16 protein-coding genes are annotated in these 16,206 nt (G+C 71.0%); 3 read left to right on the top strand and 13 right to left on the bottom strand.

Going from position 1 to position 16,206, the window contains the following annotated elements; all coding sequences use genetic code 11:
- Positions 1 to 76 precede the first annotated feature (76 nt).
- Positions 77 to 682 carry a translation initiation factor IF-3 gene (infC, locus tag ABZS51_RS28345; protein WP_355447114.1) on the bottom strand — a complete coding sequence of 202 codons (606 nt, stop codon included), beginning with the start codon at positions 680 to 682 and terminating at the stop codon, positions 77 to 79.
- A 344-nt stretch (positions 683 to 1,026) separates the two neighbouring features.
- On the opposite strand from infC, the gene ABZS51_RS28340 reads away from it, so the two are divergent.
- Positions 1,027 to 1,284 (top strand): type II toxin-antitoxin system Phd/YefM family antitoxin, encoded by a 258-nt coding sequence (locus ABZS51_RS28340; RefSeq protein ID WP_355447066.1) that lies wholly within the window; start codon positions 1,027 to 1,029, stop codon positions 1,282 to 1,284.
- On the top strand, positions 1,281 to 1,703 hold the full coding sequence (locus ABZS51_RS28335; RefSeq protein ID WP_355447064.1) for a type II toxin-antitoxin system VapC family toxin: 423 nt from the start codon (positions 1,281 to 1,283) through the stop codon (positions 1,701 to 1,703). The genes ABZS51_RS28340 and ABZS51_RS28335 overlap by 4 nt, the downstream gene beginning before the upstream one ends.
- On the opposite strand, the gene ABZS51_RS28330 is transcribed toward ABZS51_RS28335, so the two are convergent.
- The 9 genes from ABZS51_RS28330 to ABZS51_RS28290 all read right to left on the bottom strand — a co-directional run bounded on the left by ABZS51_RS28330 (position 1,678) and on the right by ABZS51_RS28290 (position 11,283).
- A complete protein-coding gene (locus tag ABZS51_RS28330) occupies positions 1,678 to 2,532 on the bottom strand; it encodes a shikimate dehydrogenase (RefSeq protein WP_355447061.1) in 855 nt (284 codons plus the stop codon). The two genes, ABZS51_RS28335 and ABZS51_RS28330, sit on opposite strands and share 26 nt — an antisense overlap.
- Before the next feature lie 168 nt (positions 2,533 to 2,700).
- The gene (mltG, locus tag ABZS51_RS28325; protein ID WP_355447058.1) at positions 2,701 to 3,858 is read right to left on the bottom strand and encodes an endolytic transglycosylase MltG; all 1,158 of its coding nucleotides are present in this window, start codon (positions 3,856 to 3,858) and stop codon (positions 2,701 to 2,703) included.
- Between the two features lie 232 nt (positions 3,859 to 4,090).
- Positions 4,091 to 5,323 carry an endolytic transglycosylase MltG gene (gene mltG, locus ABZS51_RS28320; protein ID WP_355447055.1) on the bottom strand — a complete coding sequence of 411 codons (1,233 nt, stop codon included), beginning with the start codon at positions 5,321 to 5,323 and terminating at the stop codon, positions 4,091 to 4,093.
- Positions 5,324 to 5,369: 46 nt separating this feature from the next.
- A complete protein-coding gene (gene ruvX, locus ABZS51_RS28315) occupies positions 5,370 to 5,852 on the bottom strand; it encodes a Holliday junction resolvase RuvX (RefSeq protein WP_355447052.1) in 483 nt (160 codons plus the stop codon).
- A gap of 1 nt (position 5,853) precedes the next feature.
- Positions 5,854 to 8,526, bottom strand: a complete 2,673-nt coding sequence (gene alaS / locus ABZS51_RS28310) for an alanine--tRNA ligase (protein ID WP_355447049.1) — start codon at positions 8,524 to 8,526, stop codon at positions 5,854 to 5,856.
- A gap of 46 nt (positions 8,527 to 8,572) precedes the next feature.
- Positions 8,573 to 8,803, bottom strand: a complete 231-nt coding sequence (locus ABZS51_RS28305; RefSeq protein WP_310712333.1) for a hypothetical protein — start codon at positions 8,801 to 8,803, stop codon at positions 8,573 to 8,575.
- Entirely contained in the window at positions 8,800 to 9,243 is a 444-nt protein-coding gene (locus tag ABZS51_RS28300) for a DUF948 domain-containing protein (RefSeq protein ID WP_355447046.1), read from the bottom strand. Before ABZS51_RS28300 ends, ABZS51_RS28305 begins: the two co-directional genes overlap by 4 nt.
- Before the next feature lie 193 nt (positions 9,244 to 9,436).
- Positions 9,437 to 10,678, bottom strand: coding sequence for a replication-associated recombination protein A (locus ABZS51_RS28295; protein ID WP_355447111.1), 1,242 nt, complete (start codon positions 10,676 to 10,678; stop codon positions 9,437 to 9,439).
- A 119-nt stretch (positions 10,679 to 10,797) separates the two neighbouring features.
- Positions 10,798 to 11,283, bottom strand: a complete 486-nt coding sequence (locus ABZS51_RS28290) for a hypothetical protein (protein WP_355447043.1) — start codon at positions 11,281 to 11,283, stop codon at positions 10,798 to 10,800.
- Positions 11,284 to 11,452: 169 nt separating this feature from the next.
- Here ABZS51_RS28290 and ABZS51_RS28285 point away from each other — a divergent pair, with 169 nt between their 5' ends.
- On the top strand, positions 11,453 to 12,340 hold the full coding sequence (locus tag ABZS51_RS28285) for a peptidylprolyl isomerase (protein ID WP_310712336.1): 888 nt from the start codon (positions 11,453 to 11,455) through the stop codon (positions 12,338 to 12,340).
- 149 nt (positions 12,341 to 12,489) lie between these two features.
- Here the strand turns inward: ABZS51_RS28285 and aspS are convergent, their stop codons facing one another.
- From aspS to ABZS51_RS28270, 3 genes are read right to left on the bottom strand one after another with little or no spacing between them, the layout of a single operon-like run.
- A complete protein-coding gene (gene aspS, locus ABZS51_RS28280; RefSeq protein WP_355447040.1) occupies positions 12,490 to 14,226 on the bottom strand; it encodes an aspartate--tRNA ligase in 1,737 nt (578 codons plus the stop codon).
- A complete protein-coding gene (hisS, locus tag ABZS51_RS28275) occupies positions 14,223 to 15,479 on the bottom strand; it encodes a histidine--tRNA ligase (protein WP_310712338.1) in 1,257 nt (418 codons plus the stop codon). The genes aspS and hisS overlap by 4 nt, the downstream gene beginning before the upstream one ends.
- Complete coding sequence (locus ABZS51_RS28270) at positions 15,479 to 16,159, bottom strand: MBL fold metallo-hydrolase (RefSeq protein ID WP_355447037.1); 681 nt, start codon at positions 16,157 to 16,159, stop codon at positions 15,479 to 15,481. Before ABZS51_RS28270 ends, hisS begins: the two co-directional genes overlap by 1 nt.
- Positions 16,160 to 16,206: the final 47 nt, after the last annotated feature.

Genomic DNA, 16,206 nt, shown 5'->3' with positions numbered 1-16,206 from the left:
TGGCCGACCCGGTCGCGGCGTCTTCGTCATGCTGTGGCCGTTAGGGGTGCGCTGTAAGGCTAACCCCTACCAGGGGTCACGCTTCCTGTTCGGAAGGCTCCTCCTGGGCGGGAAGCTCCTCACCGTCACGCTGTGCCTTGGCGGCGGCCTTCTCGGCCTTGGCCTCGGCCTTCTTCTTGTGCGGGCCGAGCACCATGATCATGTTACGGCCGTCCTGCTTGGGCTGGGACTCCACGAAGCCGAGCTCCTGGACGTCCTCGGCCAGCCGCTGCAGCAGCCGGAAGCCGAGCTCCGGACGGGACTGCTCGCGACCACGGAACATGATCGTGACCTTGACCTTGTCCCCCGCCTTGAGGAACCGCACCACGTGACCCTTCTTGGTCTCGTAGTCGTGCGGGTCGATCTTCGGCCGGAGCTTGATCTCCTTGATGATCGTGTGCGCTTGGTTCTTGCGCGCCTCGCGCGCCTTCATCGCGGACTCGTACTTGAACTTGCCGTAGTCCATGAGCTTGCACACGGGCGGTCGAGCCGTCGCCGCGACCTCGACGAGGTCAAGGTCGGCTTCCTGGGCGAGCTTCAGCGCATCGTGAATGGACACGATGCCGACCTGCTCGCCGTTCGGGCCCACGAGGCGGACCTCGGGAACTCGGATACGCTCGTTGATGCGGGGCTCAGTGCTGATGGGGCCTCCTAGGTTTGCGATCCCTACGTGCTCGTCGTGCCGGAGAGCTTCACGCAGACGCGAAAAGCCCCGCACGTCGCGCATGCGGGGCCACTGAGCTTTTCGGCGGCGTGGCCTCAAGCTCCCCGGAATAGTCCGGCGTGATCCTTGACCCGGCCACCTCTCGGCGACCTGGGTGGGAGGGAGACCTCCGCTTGCGCGTCCAGCAAACATGCCGGACCGATCAGAGAGCTACGTTACCACAACCGCGGGACCACCTCGAATGTTCCCCCCTCCGGCGACCTCCGGCTCGGCTACGGTCGGAGCGAGGGCGGACTCTGTCCAGTCTGTCCAGATTTGAGGCGATGGTGCCGTTATGGCAGTTGCAGGAGGCGAAGCAGCGCTTCAGCGAGGTGGTGCGCCGGGCGCATGACGAGGGCCCGCAGATCATCACGCGCCACGGGGAGGACGTGGCGGTCGTCATCGACATGGCGGAGTACCGCCGGCTCAAGGGCGACGAGCCCGACTTCAAGGAGTTCCTGCTCAGCGCGCCCGGCTGGGACGACCACATCGAGTTCCCGCGCAACCGGGATCTGCCACGCGAAGTGGACCTTGGCTGGTGAGCGTCGGCTACCTCCTCGACACGAACATGGTCTCCGAGGTCCGCAAGCGCAATGGCGACCCGCGAGTGAAGGAGTGGATCGAGGCATCACTCGGTCCGACTCTCCATCTGAGCACCGTGTCCCTCGGAGAGATCCGCTGCGGGATCGAGCTGCGTAGACGGCGCGACCCTGAGCAGGCCATGATCCTGGAGCGGTGGCTCGCCCGCCTGTATGCGTCATTCCACGATCGGATCGTTCCCGTCACCTCCGACATCGCCGAGGAATGGGGCCGGCTCAACACCACCCGCCCGCTGCCGACCGCGGGCGGGCTGCTGGCCGCCACCGCGAAGGTGCACGGCTGGAGCGTGGTAACCCGTAACGTCAAGGATTTCGCGGAAACCGGCGTGACGGTGGTCAACCCGTTCGCGTGGCCCGTCTGAGGAGTTCGGCCTCGCCGGCCGCGCGCATGGCCTCCACCGGGACGTCCGTGCGGCCCGTCATCAGCTCCACCTGCCGGACCGCCTGGTGCAGCAGCATCGCGAAGCCGCCCACCACCGTGCCGCCCGCCGCCCGCACCGCCGAGGCCGCGCGCGTGGGCCAGGGCGAGTAGACGACGTCGAACAGGGCGGGCACCCCGGCCAGGGCCCCGGCGTAGGCGTCGGCCGCGCCGCCGGGCAGCGTGGAGACGACCAGGTCCACCCGCAGCGCCGCGTCGAGCTTGTCGAACGTCTCCACGGACAGCGCCACGCCGATCCGTTCGGCCGCCTCGGCCGTCTCCCCCGCGCGGGCGGGATCCCGTACCAGCAGCGTGGCCGCCTGGAGGCCGAGGCCGCGCAACGCCGCCAGCGCCGAGGCCGCGGTCGCGCCGCCGCCCAGCACGGTGGCCGAGCCGGGAGCGGGCACCCCCGCCTCCACCAGGGCTTGTCGCACGCCGTGGACGTCGGTGTTGTGGCCGTGCGCGGCGCCGTCGCGGAACACCACCGTGTTGGCGCCGCCGACCTCGACGACCGGCTCGGTCACGGAGTCCAGCAGGGGCAGCACGGCTCGCTTGAGCGGCATCGTGAGCGACAGGCCCGCCCAGGCGTCCCCGTCCCCGGTGGCCTCGCCGCGCACCGGACGAAGCCGCCGGAGCGTCTCCGGCAGCGCCGCCTCGTCGCACTCGATCGCCTCGTAGCTCCACCCGGCCAGCCCCATCGCCGCGTACGCGGCCCGGTGCAGACAGGGGGAGAGCGAGTGTGCGATCGGTGAGCCCATCACCGCGGCCCGCATGATCACCTGCTCCTTCGCGCCTTCCCGAACTGCGAGCACCCTACCGCCCCCGACGTCGCCCCGACGCAGGCGCCATGCCCTCTCGGGGGCTCGGCGACCTGCGGACATGACGAGGGCCGCCCGCGTCCGTGCGGGCGGCCCTCGACGGCCTTGGCGGAAGGGCGGGGCTCAGCCGCCGTTCTTGTGGTACTCGTTCAGAAGCGCCTGGAACTCGGCGTCCGTGGTGGCGAACTTCGTGATGTCGCTCTTCGGGTCCGTGGCGACGAAGTACAGCCAGTCACCCTTGGCCGGGTTGAGCGCCGCCTCGATGGCGTGGTCGCCCGGGTTGGAGATGGGGCCGACCGGGAGCCCGTGGTGCATGTACGTGTTGTACTTCGTGGGAATGAGCAGCTCGGCATTGGTGGCCGCCGTGCGGTACTTGTTCAGCCCGTACATGACCGTGCTGTCCATCTTCAGCTTCATGGGCGGCTGGTGCTCCAGGCGGTTGTAGATCACCCGGGCGATCTTGGGCATGTCCTCGTACCGGCCGGCCTCGGCCTGGATGATGCTGGCGATCGTGACGATCTCCCCCGGGGTGTGGCCCAGGCTCTTGGCGCCCTCCTCCAGGCCCGCCTTGTCGGCCGCGTCCCCGAAACGCTCGACCATCGTGGTCAGCATCTCCGCCGGCGTGGTCTTGGGCTGGAACTCGTACGTGGCCGGGAAGAGGTAGCCCTCCGGCTTGTTCTTCGCGTACTTGGGCAGGTCCAGCGCACGCACGTTGCGGGCCGCGGCGAGGAACTCCTTCTCCGGCTTGCCTGTCGCCTTGGCGAGCTGGGTGAGCGTGTCGGAAACGCGCAGGCCCTCCCTGATCGTCACCCGTACGAGCAGGCGGTTGCCCGAGTCGAGCAGCTTGACCGCGTTGGCGGCGGACATGCGCTTGCGCATGGTGTACGAGCCGGGCTGGAGCTTGGAGCTCATGTTGGCGCTGGCCGCGGCGTTGGTGAAGGCTCGGGCGCTGGCCACGACCCCCTGCCGCTCCAGCTCCACGGCGACGTCGGAGGCGCTCTGGCCCTCCTTGATCTCGATCACCACGTTGCCCTGGCCCTGCCCGGTGTAGTCGTCGGGGACGAGGGCGCCGCTGATCCACTGGTAGCCGAAGTAGCCGCCGCCGCCGATGATGCCGGCGAGGATGATGAACGCGAGAAGCGGGGCGATGAAGCGGCCGCGGCTGCGGCGTCTGCGCCGCCTCCGGTTGCCGCGTCCGCCGGAACCACGGGACCGGCGCCGGTCACGACCTTCGTCGTCGTCCTCGGCGCCCAGCAGGAAATCCATATCGAGCTCGCTCATAGGTGCGCTGGCCAATCTCCCGGTTCGGTGCGCCCGCCGTCAAGCGGCCGGACCGAACAGTGGGGGGTCACCGTACGGAACGGGGGAATCCGCCGGTCATGCACCGATACCCCCGGGACGTCACTCTCCGTAGCCGTGCGGGGCAACGAGAAGAGCGCCGGCGTCCCGGCTCCGTGACTCCGCCCGGGGATCTCGCCGATCCTGCGGGAGGTGGGGGGCGTCGCGGGGAGCATCAGTTCGTCCCGAGGTGTTCGTTCAACTCTTCCCGGTATCTCACGAACTCGCTCTCTTTGTCGGTGAATTTGGTGATTCTATGCGCCGGATCCGTCGCGACAAACCAGTACCAATCACCCTTGGCCGGGTGGAGGGCCGCCTTCAGCGCCGTCACCCCGGGGTTGGAGATCGGCCCGGGCGGCAGCCCCTTGCGCGTGTACGTGTTGTACGGCGAGCCCGCCCTGGTGTCGCTCCGTGACGGGCGGGAGGTCCGCTTGCCCAGGGCGTACAGGATGGTGGAGTCGATCCGGAGCGGCATGTCACGCCTCAGCCGGTTATAGATCACCCGGGCGATCTTCGGGTAATCGGCGTCCTTGGCCGGCTCGGCCTGCACGATGCTGGCCACCGTGACGGCCTGGAGCGGGGTCAGGCCCAGCCGGGCTGCCCGCTCCTCCAGGTCGAGCCGGTCCGCGACGGTCGCGAACCGCTGCGCCATCGCCGTGAGCAGTCCCCCGGCGGTCGTGCCGGGCTGCACCGCGTACGTGGCGGGGAACAGGAAGCCCTCCAGCCCCTGGGCGTAGTCGGGCAGGCCGACCTTGCGGGAGTCGACCGCCCGCAGGTCCGCGAGCGGCACGCCGGACTGCTCGGCGATGTGCCGCAGGGTCTCCCCCAGCCGCATGCCCTCCGGCAACGTGACCCGCCGGACGGCCCGCGAGGCGGGCGAGAGGAGCAGGTCGAGCGCCTCACCGGCGGACATGCCGGTGCGCAGCTGGTAGAAGCCGGGCTTGAGCTCGGCCGGCTCGCGCCGTTCGGCCGCCGCCACGAAGGAGCGGGCGCTCGTCACCACCCCGCTGGCCGCCAGCAGCTCGCCGACGTCGGCGGCGCCGGCGCCGGGCGTGATGCGGACGGTGACGGCTCCGGCGTCCCCGTGGTCGTCCGGGTTCAGGTACGGCCTGACCAGCGCGTACACGCCCGCCGCCAGGACCAGCGCGGAGAGCGTGACGCCACCGGTGACGACGGCCCGGCGCACGCCTTCCCGCCGCCCCACGGGCAGGGGCAGCGTGTCCGCCTCGTCGTCCCCCGGTTCAGCGACCGGTCCAGCCGCTTCGCCGCGGTCATGGCCGCCCCTATCCTGTTCGGCGTCCTCGTGGCCGCCGCTCGCGGGCATCGGGGACTCCGCAGAAGGCGGGTTCGGGTGGGAGGCGTCGGCGTGGGGATCCTCGTCGGGACCCCGCGCCGCTCCCCCGCTCATCGGCGTGCTCCGTGGCCGGAGCGGCCGTGCCCCGTCGGAGGGCGGGTCATGAGGTGGGCCCGGCGTCCGCCGCGGACGGCGGATCGACGGGCCTGCCCGGCGGAGCGCCGGTGGCTCTCTCGACGTCCAGGGCGTCCTGCAGCAGCACCACCGCCGCCGCCTGGTCGACCACGTCGCGTTGCTTCTTGGCCCGTACGCCGCTGGCCCTCAGCCCCTGCTGGGCGGCCACGGTCGTCAGACGCTCGTCGAACAGCCGGACCGGGGTCGGCACGAGCCGCCCCGCCAGCGCGCCCGCGAACTCGCGGGCCAGCGCGGCGGCCTGCCCCTCCCTGCCGGACAGGGAGGTCGGCAGGCCGACGACGACCTCGATCGCCTCGTGCTCCGCCGCGATGGCGGCGATGCGGTCGAGGTCGCCCTTGCCGCGCCTGACGGTCTCGACCGGCGTGGCCAGCATCCCCGACGGGTCGCTGCGGGCCACGCCGATGCGGACGGATCCGACGTCGACGCCGATCCGTGAGCCGAACCGCATGTCAGCCGAGCTGTCCTTCGATGGCCTGCTCGACCAGCCGCAGCGCGTCGCCGATCGCCTCCGGGCGCGTGCCGCCACCCTGCGCGACGTCGTCCTTGCCTCCACCGCCACCCCCAAGAGCCTTGGCGGCGACGCCGACCAGTCTCCCGGCCTTGAGCCCTCGCTCGCGTCCCGCCTCGTTGACCGCGGAGACCACCACGGGTCGGTCGGAGGGGACACCGGCGATCACGACGACCGCAGGCCTGTCGGCCGGGAATCTGCCACGCACATCAAGCGCGAGCTTACGCAAATCGTCCCCAGTCGTGCCATCAGGCGCGCGGTGTGTCACCACGGAGACGCCCTGCTGGTCACCGGCCTGGGAGGCCAGCTCGCCGGCCACCTGAAGCACCTGCGCGGAGCGGAGCCGCTCCAGGTCCTTCTCGGCGGTGCGCAGCCGGGTGACGATGCCCTCGATGCGCTCGGGCAGCTCCTCGCGGCGCGCCTTGAGCTGCTCGGTGAGCTGGGCGACCAGCACACTCTCGCGGGCCAGGAAGCGGAAGGCGTCGATGCCGACGAGCGCCTCGACGCGGCGCACGCCCGCGCCGACCGACTGCTCGCCGAGCACCTTGACCAGGCCGAGCTGGCCGGAGCTGTGGACGTGGGTGCCGCCGCACAGCTCGCGGGAGTAGTCGCCGATCTCCACCACGCGGACCTCGTCGCCGTACTTCTCGCCGAACATGGCCAGCGCGCCCATCGCCCGGGCCTCGGCCTGCGAGGTGTAGAACGCGTTGACCTTGAGGTCGTTGATGAGGACGGCGTTGACCTCGTCCTCGACGTCGCGCAGCACGCTCGGCGGGACGGCGCCGGCCGCGGTGAAGTCGAAGCGGAACCGGCCGGGAGAGTTCTCCGAGCCGGCCTGCGCCGCCGACTCGCCCAGGGCGTTCTTGAAGCCGCGGTGGACGAGGTGGGTGGCGCTGTGGCTGCGCGAGATCGCGCGGCGCCGCTCGATGTCGATCTCGGCCTGCGCCTCGTCGCCGACCCGCAGCTCGCCGGAGCGCACCTTGCCGCGGTGGACGACGAGGCCCTTGATCGGCGACTGCACGTCGACGATCTCGACCTCGGCGCCGGCCGTGCGGATGACGCCCTGGTCGGCGAGCTGGCCACCGCCCTCGGCGTAGAAGGGGGTGCGGCCGAGCACGACCTCGACGGTCGAGCCGGCGCCCGCCGCCGGGACGGGCACGCCGTCGACGAGGACGCCGACGACGGTGGTCTCGGCCTCCGTCTCGTCGTAGCCCAGGAACTCGATCTTGCCGGCCTTCTCCAGGAGCTGCCCGAAGACGGAGATGTCGGCGTTGCCGGTCTTCTTCGCCGCGGCGTCGGCCTTGGCCCGCTCCCGCTGCTCCTTCATCAGGCGGCGGAAGCCCTCCTCGTCGACCGCGAGGCCGTGCTCGGAGGCCATCTCCAGCGTCAGGTCGATCGGGAAGCCGTAGGTGTCGTGGAGCTGGAACGCCTGCTCGCCGGAGATCGAGGAGCCCGCCTTGCGCTTGGTCTCCTCGACCGCGACGTCGAAGATCGCGGTGCCGGTCCGCAGCGTGCCGAGGAACGACGCCTCCTCGGCGTCGATGACACCGTGGATCTGCGGCGCGTCGGCCTTGAGCTCGGGATACTGCTCGCCCATGACGTCGATCGCGACCCGGGTGAGCTCGTGCATGTAGCGCTCGTCGCCGGAGCCGAGCAGGCGCAGGTTGCGCACGCTGCGGCGCAGGATGCGGCGCAGGACGTAGCCGCGGCCCTCGTTGCCGGGCATGACGCCGTCGGCCACGAGCATGGTGCCGGTGCGCACGTGGTCGGCGATGACGCGCAGGCTCACGTCGGCGCGCGTGTCGCGGCCGTAGCGGGTCCTGGTGAGCTCGGCCGCCCGGTCGAGGATCTTGTAGGTGGTGTCGATCTCGTAGATGTTGTCGACGCCCTGCAGGATCGCCGCCATGCGCTCCAGGCCCATGCCGGTGTCGATGTTCTTGCTCGGCAGCTCGCCGCTGATGTCGAAGTCGATCTTGCTGCGGACCTGGCTGAGCTGGTACTGCATGAACACGAGGTTCCAGACCTCGAGGTAACGGTCCTCGTCGGCGACGGGGCCGCCGTCCTTGCCGTACTCGGGGCCGCGGTCGTAGTAGATCTCCGAGCAGGGACCGCCGGGGCCGGGCACGCCCATGTGCCAGTAGTTGTCCTCCAGGCCGCGGCGCTGGATGCGCTCGGCGGGCAGGCCGACCTTGTTGTGCCAGATGTCGAACGCCTCGTCGTCCTCGTGGTAGACGGTCGCCCACAGCCGGTCCTCGGGGAAGCCGAAGCCGCCCTCGGACTCGGAGCGGGTGAGCAGCTCCCAGGCGAACGGGATGACCTCGGCCTTGAAGTAGTCGCCGAAGGAGAAGTTGCCCAGCATCTGGAAGAACGTGGCGTGACGGGTGGTCTTGCCCACCTCGTCGATGTCGGGCGTGCGGACGCACTTCTGGGCGGTGGTCAGCCGGGACGCCGGAGGCTTGCGCTGCCCCAGGAAGTACGGCTTGAACGGCACCATACCTGCGTTGACCAGGAGAAGCGTCGGGTCCTCTGCGATCAGGCTGGCCGAGGGCACTACCGTGTGCCCACGCTCCTCGAAGAAGCGCAGGAAGCGGCGCGCGATCTCTGCCGACTCCATGGTGGCCATCCTTTGCGTTAGTCGTATGTGGTCGATCCGTTGGCGCTCAGTCGCCCTGACCAGACTGGTCAAGGCCGAACCTGGCCCGCAACTCGGTTTCGCGGTCGGCCGCCTCGCCGAGCGCGTCGGAAGTAAAGTCTCTCACCCGCGCGAGCATGCCCGCCGCGCCGGCGGCCGTGCGACGGGCCACGTGGTCGGGCTGGAGCGCCTGCAGCTTGCGCATCACCCACAGGGCGAGGAACGCGCCGAGCGACAGGTAGAACAGGCGGCGGATCACGGGCGCCTCCCGGCCCGGCGAACCGCCCGACCCGCTGCCTGGCCTGCCGCCGGGCCCGCCGCCCGGCCGCCCGTGGCGCGCGGCTTGCGCGGGCGGCGGGCCTCGATGGCCCGGCGCAGCCCGTAGCCGAGCGCCGACACCTTGATCAGGGGGCCGGTGAAGATGGTCTGGGTCACCGCGCTCAGGCGGGCGGCGTGGCCGCTGACCTGCTTGAGGTCCTGCGCGATCGCCTCGACGGCGACGAGCTGCCGGTTGGTCTCGTTGACCGTGACGCTGACGTCGTCGAGCAGCGGCGCCACGCGGCTGCTGAGGTCGGAGACCGCCCGGGTGGTCTCGGTCAGCAGCCTGGCGAGCCTGACGAGGACCATCGTGAGCACACACACCAGGACTATCCAGCCCGTGGCCGCGATCAGCCCGGCGACCTCTCCAGCGGTAAGCATCCGGTCATCTCCCTCGTACGCTGCGCCGGAAACGCAAGAACCCTATCGCGTTCGGGCACCCAGGTTACTGGGCACAGGGGGCGCCGCCGGATCCGCCGCACCGTGATCAGCTGGCCCGTGCGGCCCCGCCCGTGGTCCCCTCCGCCCGCCCCTGAGGTCGCCGGCCTTCCGCATGAGGGGCCCGGCAGAGAGGTCAGGTGCCCCGGAGGAAGTCGCGGATCCTGGCCCAGCGGTCCGCGACCGGGGCCTCGGCGCCGTGCCGGGTGGGCTCGTAGTAACGCCGCTGCCGCACCTGCTCCGGCGCGTACTCCTGGCGGACGAGGCCGTGGTCGAAGTCGTGGGGATACTTGTAGCCCTCGCCGCTGCCGAGCTTGGCGGCGCCCGGGTAGTGGGCGTCGCGCAGGTGGACCGGCACCTGGCCGATGAGGCCGCGCCGCACGTCGCCGGCCGCGGCGCCGATGGCCTTGACGACGGCGTTGGACTTGGGGGCCAGCGCGCAGTGGATGACGGCGTGGGCCAGGTTGATCTGCGCCTCGGGCAGGCCGATGAGCTGGACGGCCTGGGCGACGGCCACCGCGGTCTGCAGGCAGGTGGGGTCCGCCATGCCGACGTCCTCGGAGGCGAAGATGACGATGCGCCGGGCGATGAAGCGGGGGTCCTCGCCGGCCTCGACCATGCGGGCGAGGTAGTGGAGCGCGGCGTCGGCGTCGGAGCCGCGCATCGACTTGATGAACGCGCTGATCACGTCGTAGTGCTGGTCGCCCTGCCGGTCGTAGCGGACGGCCGCCTTGTCGACGGCCCGCTCCACCACCTCGACCGTGATCTCGTCCTCCAGCAGGGCCGCCGCCTCCAGGTACGTCAGCGAGCGGCGGGCGTCGCCGCCGGCCAGGCGTACGAGGTGGTCGAGCGCCTCGGGGGCCAGGGTGGCGCGGCCGCCGAGCCCGCGCTCCTCGGCCGCGGCGCGCTCCAGCACCGTCCGGATGTCGTCGTCGGACAGCGACTCCAGCGTGAGCAGCAGCGAGCGCGACAGCAGCGGCGAGATGACGGAGAAGAACGGGTTCTCGGTGGTGGCGCCGATGAAGGTGACCCAGCGGTTCTCCACGGCGGGCAGCAGGGCGTCCTGCTGCGCCTTGTTGAAGCGGTGGACCTCGTCGACGAAGAGGACGGTCTGCCGGCCGGTCATGCCCAGCTCGCGGCGGGCCTGCTCGATGGCGGCGCGGACGTCCTTGACCCCGGCCGAGACCGCGGAGACCTCGACGAAGCGGCGCTTGGTGACGTTGGAGACGACGTAGGCCAGCGTGGTCTTGCCGGTGCCGGGCGGCCCCCACAGGAAGAGCGACATGGGGGCCTCGCTCTCGACGAGGCGGCGCAGCGGGGTGCCGGGGCCGAGCAGGTGGCGCTGGCCGATCACCTCGTCGAGCGAGCGCGGGCGCATCCGGACCGCGAGCGGCTGAGGCGTGGCCTGCTCGGCCGCCGAATCGAACAAGCTCTCCACAGCGTGAGATTACACGCTGGTCCACGCCCGGCGATCCATCACAGGAGGGCCGCCGGGGACTACGAGCTCCCGCCCCACACGGCCCTCGCCCCGGAGTCACCGGCCCGGAAGACGAAGTAGGCGGCCGTGACGGCGAGCACCACGGACAGGGCGGACAGGCCCAGCGTGGCGCCGCGGCCGAAGCGGTCGCGAGTGGAGCCGCGCGCGGACGTGGTGGCGTACACGAGGACCAGCGAGGCCGCCGCGAGGCCGGCCACCGACAGCAGGAGCGGCCCGGCGAAGCTCTCGTGCGTCTCGATCCGCTCCCCGAGCGTGCCGCCGGCCGCGGCGAAGCGGGCCTCCCTGAGCCGCTCGCCGCTCTCCTTGGCCGCGAAGATCGCGACGGGCGCCGCCAGGGAGAGCAGCACGAGGGCCCAGCCCAGCAACGCGCGCCTGCTCGGCAGCACCGCGTACGCGACGGCGACCACGGCCAGCAGCGGCGTCAGGACGACGGCGAAATGAATGATCAACGCGTGCGCCGGCAGCCCCAGGATCTGGTCGAACATGGCTCGCACCTCTTCAGTCCTTATTTCAACCACGTACGGCAGGACGATATGGTTCACGACCTGCCGCGCAACAGTGGCCTGCTTCCTTCACTTACGCCCATCACATTCCGGTGCCGGTAGCATTCGCGGAGTTGTTTGGTCATGTGTAGGCAAAGTGGAGGACATACCGGTGAGCGGCGAAGACCGCCAGAGCCAGCTGGCGCGGGAGCACAAGGAGCGGCAGGCGGAGCGTGCCGCCGCGCAGTCCGCCAAGGCGAGGCGGAACACCTTCATCGGCGCAGGCGTGGCCGTCGTCGTGGTGGCGGGCGGCATCTTCGCCGCGACCACCCTGATCAACCGGGAGCCGGCCAGGACCGTCGCGGCCGAGAGCACGCCGTCCGCCTCGGCCACCCCGTCGGCCGCGCTGCCCACGGCCCCGGCGTCCCCGACGCACGCCGGCCCGGTCACCTGCACTTACAAGCGGGACACCTCGGACGTGCCGCAGAAGTACGTCGGCATGCCGGGCAAGCGACCCAACCTGAAGCTGAAGACGATGACCGTGGTCACCAACCACGGCAACATCGTCATCGACGTCGACCCGAACATCTCCCCGTGTTCGGTCAACTCGATGGCGTTCCTGGCCAAGAAGCACTTCTACGACAACACCAAGTGCCACCGGCTGGTGACGCCCGAGACCTCGGGACTGTTCCTGCTCCAGTGCGGCGACCCCAAGGCCAAGGCCGACGGCAAGAATCCGACCGACGGTCAGGGCACCGCGGGCTACGTCTTCCCGGACGAGGCCGTCGGCGCCGTCCCGTACACGCGGGGCGTGGTGTTCCTGACCCAGCCGCCGGACGCGGCGGGGCAGAACAGCAGCCAGTTCGCCATCTCGGTGTCGGACGAGAACGCGCAGATCGAGCCGCAGTTCTCGGTGCTCGGCATGGTCCGCTCCGGCCTGGAGATCATCGAGAAGGTCGCCAAGGACGGCGTCATCGTCAACGATCAGGACATCACCGGCGACGGCGGCTCCACCGCGCCGAAGAACCCGATCATCATCAAGCGGGTCGTCGTGTCCTGACCGTCGTCAGGCCCGAGCCGGCCGCCTCCCCGGAAGTCCTCCGGGAGGCGGCCGGCTGCTTTCCGGGGCCGGACGACGCGGGCGCCCCGCCTCCGCGAGGGAGACGGGGCGCCTGCTGCCGTCTGGGACGGCCTGTAACCGCTCTGTGACTACGCCTCGGCCTTGGGCTGGGCGTCGACACCGGCCTCCTTGCGCTGGGCTCCCGTGATGGGCGTGGGGGCTCCGGTGAGCGGGTCGAAGCCGGAGGCCGTCTTCGGGAAGGCGATGACGTCGCGGATGGACTCCCCGTCCGACAGCAGCATGCAGATGCGGTCCCAGCCGTAGGCGATGCCTCCGTGCGGCGGGGGGCCGTACTTGAACGCCTCCAGCAGGAAGCCGAACTTGCTCTCGGCCTCCTCCTTGGAGATGCCCAGCACGTCGAAGACGCGCTGCTGCATCTCGGCGCGGTGGATACGGATGGAGCCGCCGCCGATCTCCATGCCGTTGCACACCATGTCGTAGGCGTAGGCCAGGGCCTCGGCCGGGTGGTCCTGGAAGGTGTCGGCCCACTCGGGCTTGGGGCCGGTGAACGGGTGGTGGACCGCGGTCCAGCCGCCCTCGCCGTCCTCCTCGAACATGGGGGCGTCCACCACCCACAGGAACGACCACTGCGACTCGTCGATCAGCCCGCAGCGGCGGCCGATCTCCAGGCGGGCGGCGCCCAGCAGGTCGCGGGAGGCGTTGCGGGCGCCGGCCGCGAAGAAGATCGCGTCGCCCGGCTCGGCCTTGACCGCGGCGGCCAGGCCGGACAGCTCCTGCTCCGAAAGGTTCTTGGCCACGGGGCCGCCAAGGGTGCCGTCGGCCTGCACCAGCACGTACGCCAGGCCCTTGGCGCCGCGCGAGCGGGCCCACTCCTGCCAGCCGTCGAGCTCCTTGCGGGTCTGGGAGGCGCCGCCGGGCATGACGACCGCGCCCACGTAGTCGGCCTGGAAGACGCGGAACGTGGTGGCCGAGAAGTACTCCGTCATGTCCACGAGCTCCTGGCCGAAGCGCAGGTCGGGCTTGTCGGAGCCGAAGCGGGCCATCGCGTCGGCGTAGGTCATGCGCGGCAGCGGCATCGGGATCTCGTAGCCCAGCACCTCACGCCACAGCCGGCCGATCAGCTTCTCGCCGACCGCGATGACGTCCTCCTGGTCGACGAACGACATCTCGACGTCGATCTGGGTGAACTCGGGCTGCCGGTCGGCGCGCAGGTCCTCGTCGCGGTAGCACTTGGCGAGCTGGTAGTAGCGCTCCAGGCCGCCCACCTGGAGGAGCTGCTTGAACAGCTGCGGCGACTGCGGCAGGGCGTACCAGTTGCCGGGCTGGAGGCGGACCGGCACGAGGAAGTCGCGGGCGCCCTCGGGCGTGGAGCGGGTGAGCGTCGGCGTCTCGACGTAGACGAAGCCGAGCTCGTTCATCACCTCGTTGGCCAGGTAGGTGGCCTTGGAGCGGGTGCGCATCGACTGGGCCACCTGCTGGCGGCGGATGTCGAGGTAGCGGTACTTGAGGCGGGCCTCCTCGGAGACGCCGACGTTGCCCTCGATGGGGAACGGCAGCGGCGCCGACTCGCTGAGCACCTCCACCTCCTCGGCCACCACCTCGATGGCGCCGGTGGGCAGGTCGGGGTTCTCGTTGCCCTCGGGGCGCACCCGGACCTGGCCGACGACCTTCACGCAGTACTCGGCGCGCAGGTCGTGGGCGTGGTCCTCCTCGCGGAAGACCACCTGCGCCGAGCCGGAGGCGTCGCGCAGGTCGATGAAGACCACGCCGCCGTGGTCACGGCGCCGGGCCACCCATCCCGCGAGCGTCACCTGCTGCCCGGCGTGCTCCTCACGGAGCGACCCGGCCGTATGCGTGCGAATCACTGCACTTTCCCTTTCAAAACGTCGACGACCTGGGCCAGCGGCACCTCGGTCTGCTCAGCGGTGGTCAGGTCTTTCAGTTGGACGGCCTGCGCGGCCAGGTCGCGCTCGCCGAGGATGAGGGCGAAGCGGGCACCCGAGCGGTCCGCGCCCTTCATGGCGCCCTTCAGCCCCTTGCCCCCGAAGGCCATGTCGGCGGCGACCCCCGCCGCCCGCAGCTCGCTGAGGAGCCTGAACATGGCGCGCGCCGCCTCCTCGCCCAGCGGCACACCGTACACCTCGCAGCGGGGCGGGGCCGCGGGGGCGACGCCCTCCCGCTCCAGGGCGATGACGGTGCGGTCGAGGCCGAGCCCGAAGCCGATGCCGGGCAGCGCCGGCCCGCCGATGGCCTCGGAGAGCCCGTCGTAGCGGCCGCCGCCGCCGATGCCGGACTGCGCGCCGAGCAGGGGGTGGTCGAACTCGAAGGTGGTGCGGGTGTAGTAGTCGAGCCCGCGCACGAGCCTCGGGGCGTCCTCCCACGGGATGCCGAGATCGGCCAGGAGCTGCTTGACGCGGTCGTGGTACGACTTGCAGTCGGCGCACAGGTGGTCGCCGATGAGCGGCGCGTCCTCGACCTGCGCGCGGACCTCCGGACGCTTGTCGTCGAGCACGCGCAGCGGGTTGATCTCGATCCGCTCCCTGGTCGCCTCGTCGAGGTCGAGCCCCCGCAGGAACTCCTGCAGCCGCGCGCGGTAGATCGGCCGGCACTCCTTGCAGCCCAGCGAGTTGAGCAGCAGCCGGACCTGGGTGAGGCCGAGCGTGGAGTACCACTGCCAGGCCAGCGCGATGGTCTCGGCGTCGACCGCCGGGTCCTCGCTGCCGATCGCCTCCAGGTCGAGCTGGTAGAACTGCCGGTAGCGGCCCTCCTGGGGCGCCTCGGCGCGGAACACCGGCCCGTCGGTCCAGACCTTCACCGGGAGCTGGCCGCGGTGCAAACCGTACTCCAGGACCGCGCGCAGCACGCCGGCGGTGAACTCCGGGCGCAGCGTCAGCGACCTGCCGCCGCGGTCGGTGAAGGTGTACATCTCCTTGCTCACGACGTCGGTGGACTCACCGACCCCGCGCGCGAACAGCTGGGTGTCCTCGAAGACCGCCGTCTCCAGGTAGGCGTAGCCCGCGCGCCTGGCCGTCTCCGCGAACGCCGCGCGTATCGCGGAGAACGTCGAGGCCTGCGGCGGGACGTATTCCTTGACCCCTTTGGGTGCTTGGAAGTTCATCAGATCCCTCGTGTGGGACCGGCGTGCGGGGCGGCGTCCTTGAGGTAAGGATTGCTGGCGCGCTCGCGGCCGATCGTGGTCTGTGGTCCGTGGCCCGGCAGGACGACCGTATCGTCAGGCAGCGTCAGGCACTTGGCGGCCAGGCTGCGCAGGATCGTCGGGTGGTCGCCGCCCGGCAGGTCGGTGCGGCCGATGGAGCCGGCGAACAACAGGTCGCCCGCGAACATGATCGCGTCGCCGGGCAGCCGGAAGCTCACCGACCCCCTGGTATGGCCGGGCGTGTGGTCGACCACGAACTCCAGGCCGGCCAGGGGCAGCGTGGCCCCGTCCGACAGCTCCCGCACGTCGTCGGGCTCGCTCAGCGTGATGCCGCCGAAGATCTGGGAGCTCGTCGGCGACCAGCCCGCGGCCGGGTCGGACAGCAGGTGGCGGTCCTCGGGGTGGATCCAGGCCGGCACGTCCCGCGCGCCGCACACCGGGGCCACCGACCAGACGTGGTCCAGGTGGCCGTGGGTGAGCAGCACCGCGACCGGCTTGAGCCGGTGCTCGCGCAGCAGCTCGTCGACCCCGTCCACGGCGTCCTGACCAGGGTCGACGATCACGCACTCCTCGCCCGCGGCGGGCGCGATGACGTAACAATTGGTCTGGAAGGCCCCTGCGGGGAAGCCTGCGATGAGCATCTGCCTCAGGTGATCTCGTCAAAAAAGCCAATGGGAATGTAACCGAA

Source organism: Nonomuraea sp. NPDC005501, assembly GCF_040605905.1.
Lineage (GTDB): Bacteria > Actinomycetota > Actinomycetes > Streptosporangiales > Streptosporangiaceae > Nonomuraea.
This window is presented reverse-complemented; position numbering and strand designations above follow the sequence as displayed.

Excerpts from the sequence above, each read along its gene's own strand:
- ABZS51_RS28295 (WP_355447111.1), bottom strand. The coding sequence starts at position 10,678 with ATGCGCCCGCGCTCGCTCGACGAGGTGATCGGCCAGCGCCACCTGCTC.
- ABZS51_RS28270 (WP_355447037.1), bottom strand. The coding sequence starts at position 16,159 with ATGCTCATCGCAGGCTTCCCCGCAGGGGCCTTCCAGACCAATTGTTAC.
- mltG (WP_355447058.1), bottom strand. The coding sequence starts at position 3,858 with ATGAGCGAGCTCGATATGGATTTCCTGCTGGGCGCCGAGGACGACGAC.
- ABZS51_RS28330 (WP_355447061.1), bottom strand. The coding sequence starts at position 2,532 with ATGCGGGCCGCGGTGATGGGCTCACCGATCGCACACTCGCTCTCCCCC.
- ABZS51_RS28300 (WP_355447046.1), bottom strand. The coding sequence starts at position 9,243 with ATGCTTACCGCTGGAGAGGTCGCCGGGCTGATCGCGGCCACGGGCTGG.
- mltG (WP_355447055.1), bottom strand. The coding sequence starts at position 5,323 with ATGAGCGGGGGAGCGGCGCGGGGTCCCGACGAGGATCCCCACGCCGAC.
- ruvX (WP_355447052.1), bottom strand. The coding sequence starts at position 5,852 with ATGCGGTTCGGCTCACGGATCGGCGTCGACGTCGGATCCGTCCGCATC.
- ABZS51_RS28290 (WP_355447043.1), bottom strand. The coding sequence starts at position 11,283 with ATGTTCGACCAGATCCTGGGGCTGCCGGCGCACGCGTTGATCATTCAT.
- ABZS51_RS28340 (WP_355447066.1), top strand. The coding sequence starts at position 1,027 with ATGGTGCCGTTATGGCAGTTGCAGGAGGCGAAGCAGCGCTTCAGCGAG.
- alaS (WP_355447049.1), bottom strand. The coding sequence starts at position 8,526 with ATGGAGTCGGCAGAGATCGCGCGCCGCTTCCTGCGCTTCTTCGAGGAG.
- hisS (WP_310712338.1), bottom strand. The coding sequence starts at position 15,479 with ATGAACTTCCAAGCACCCAAAGGGGTCAAGGAATACGTCCCGCCGCAG.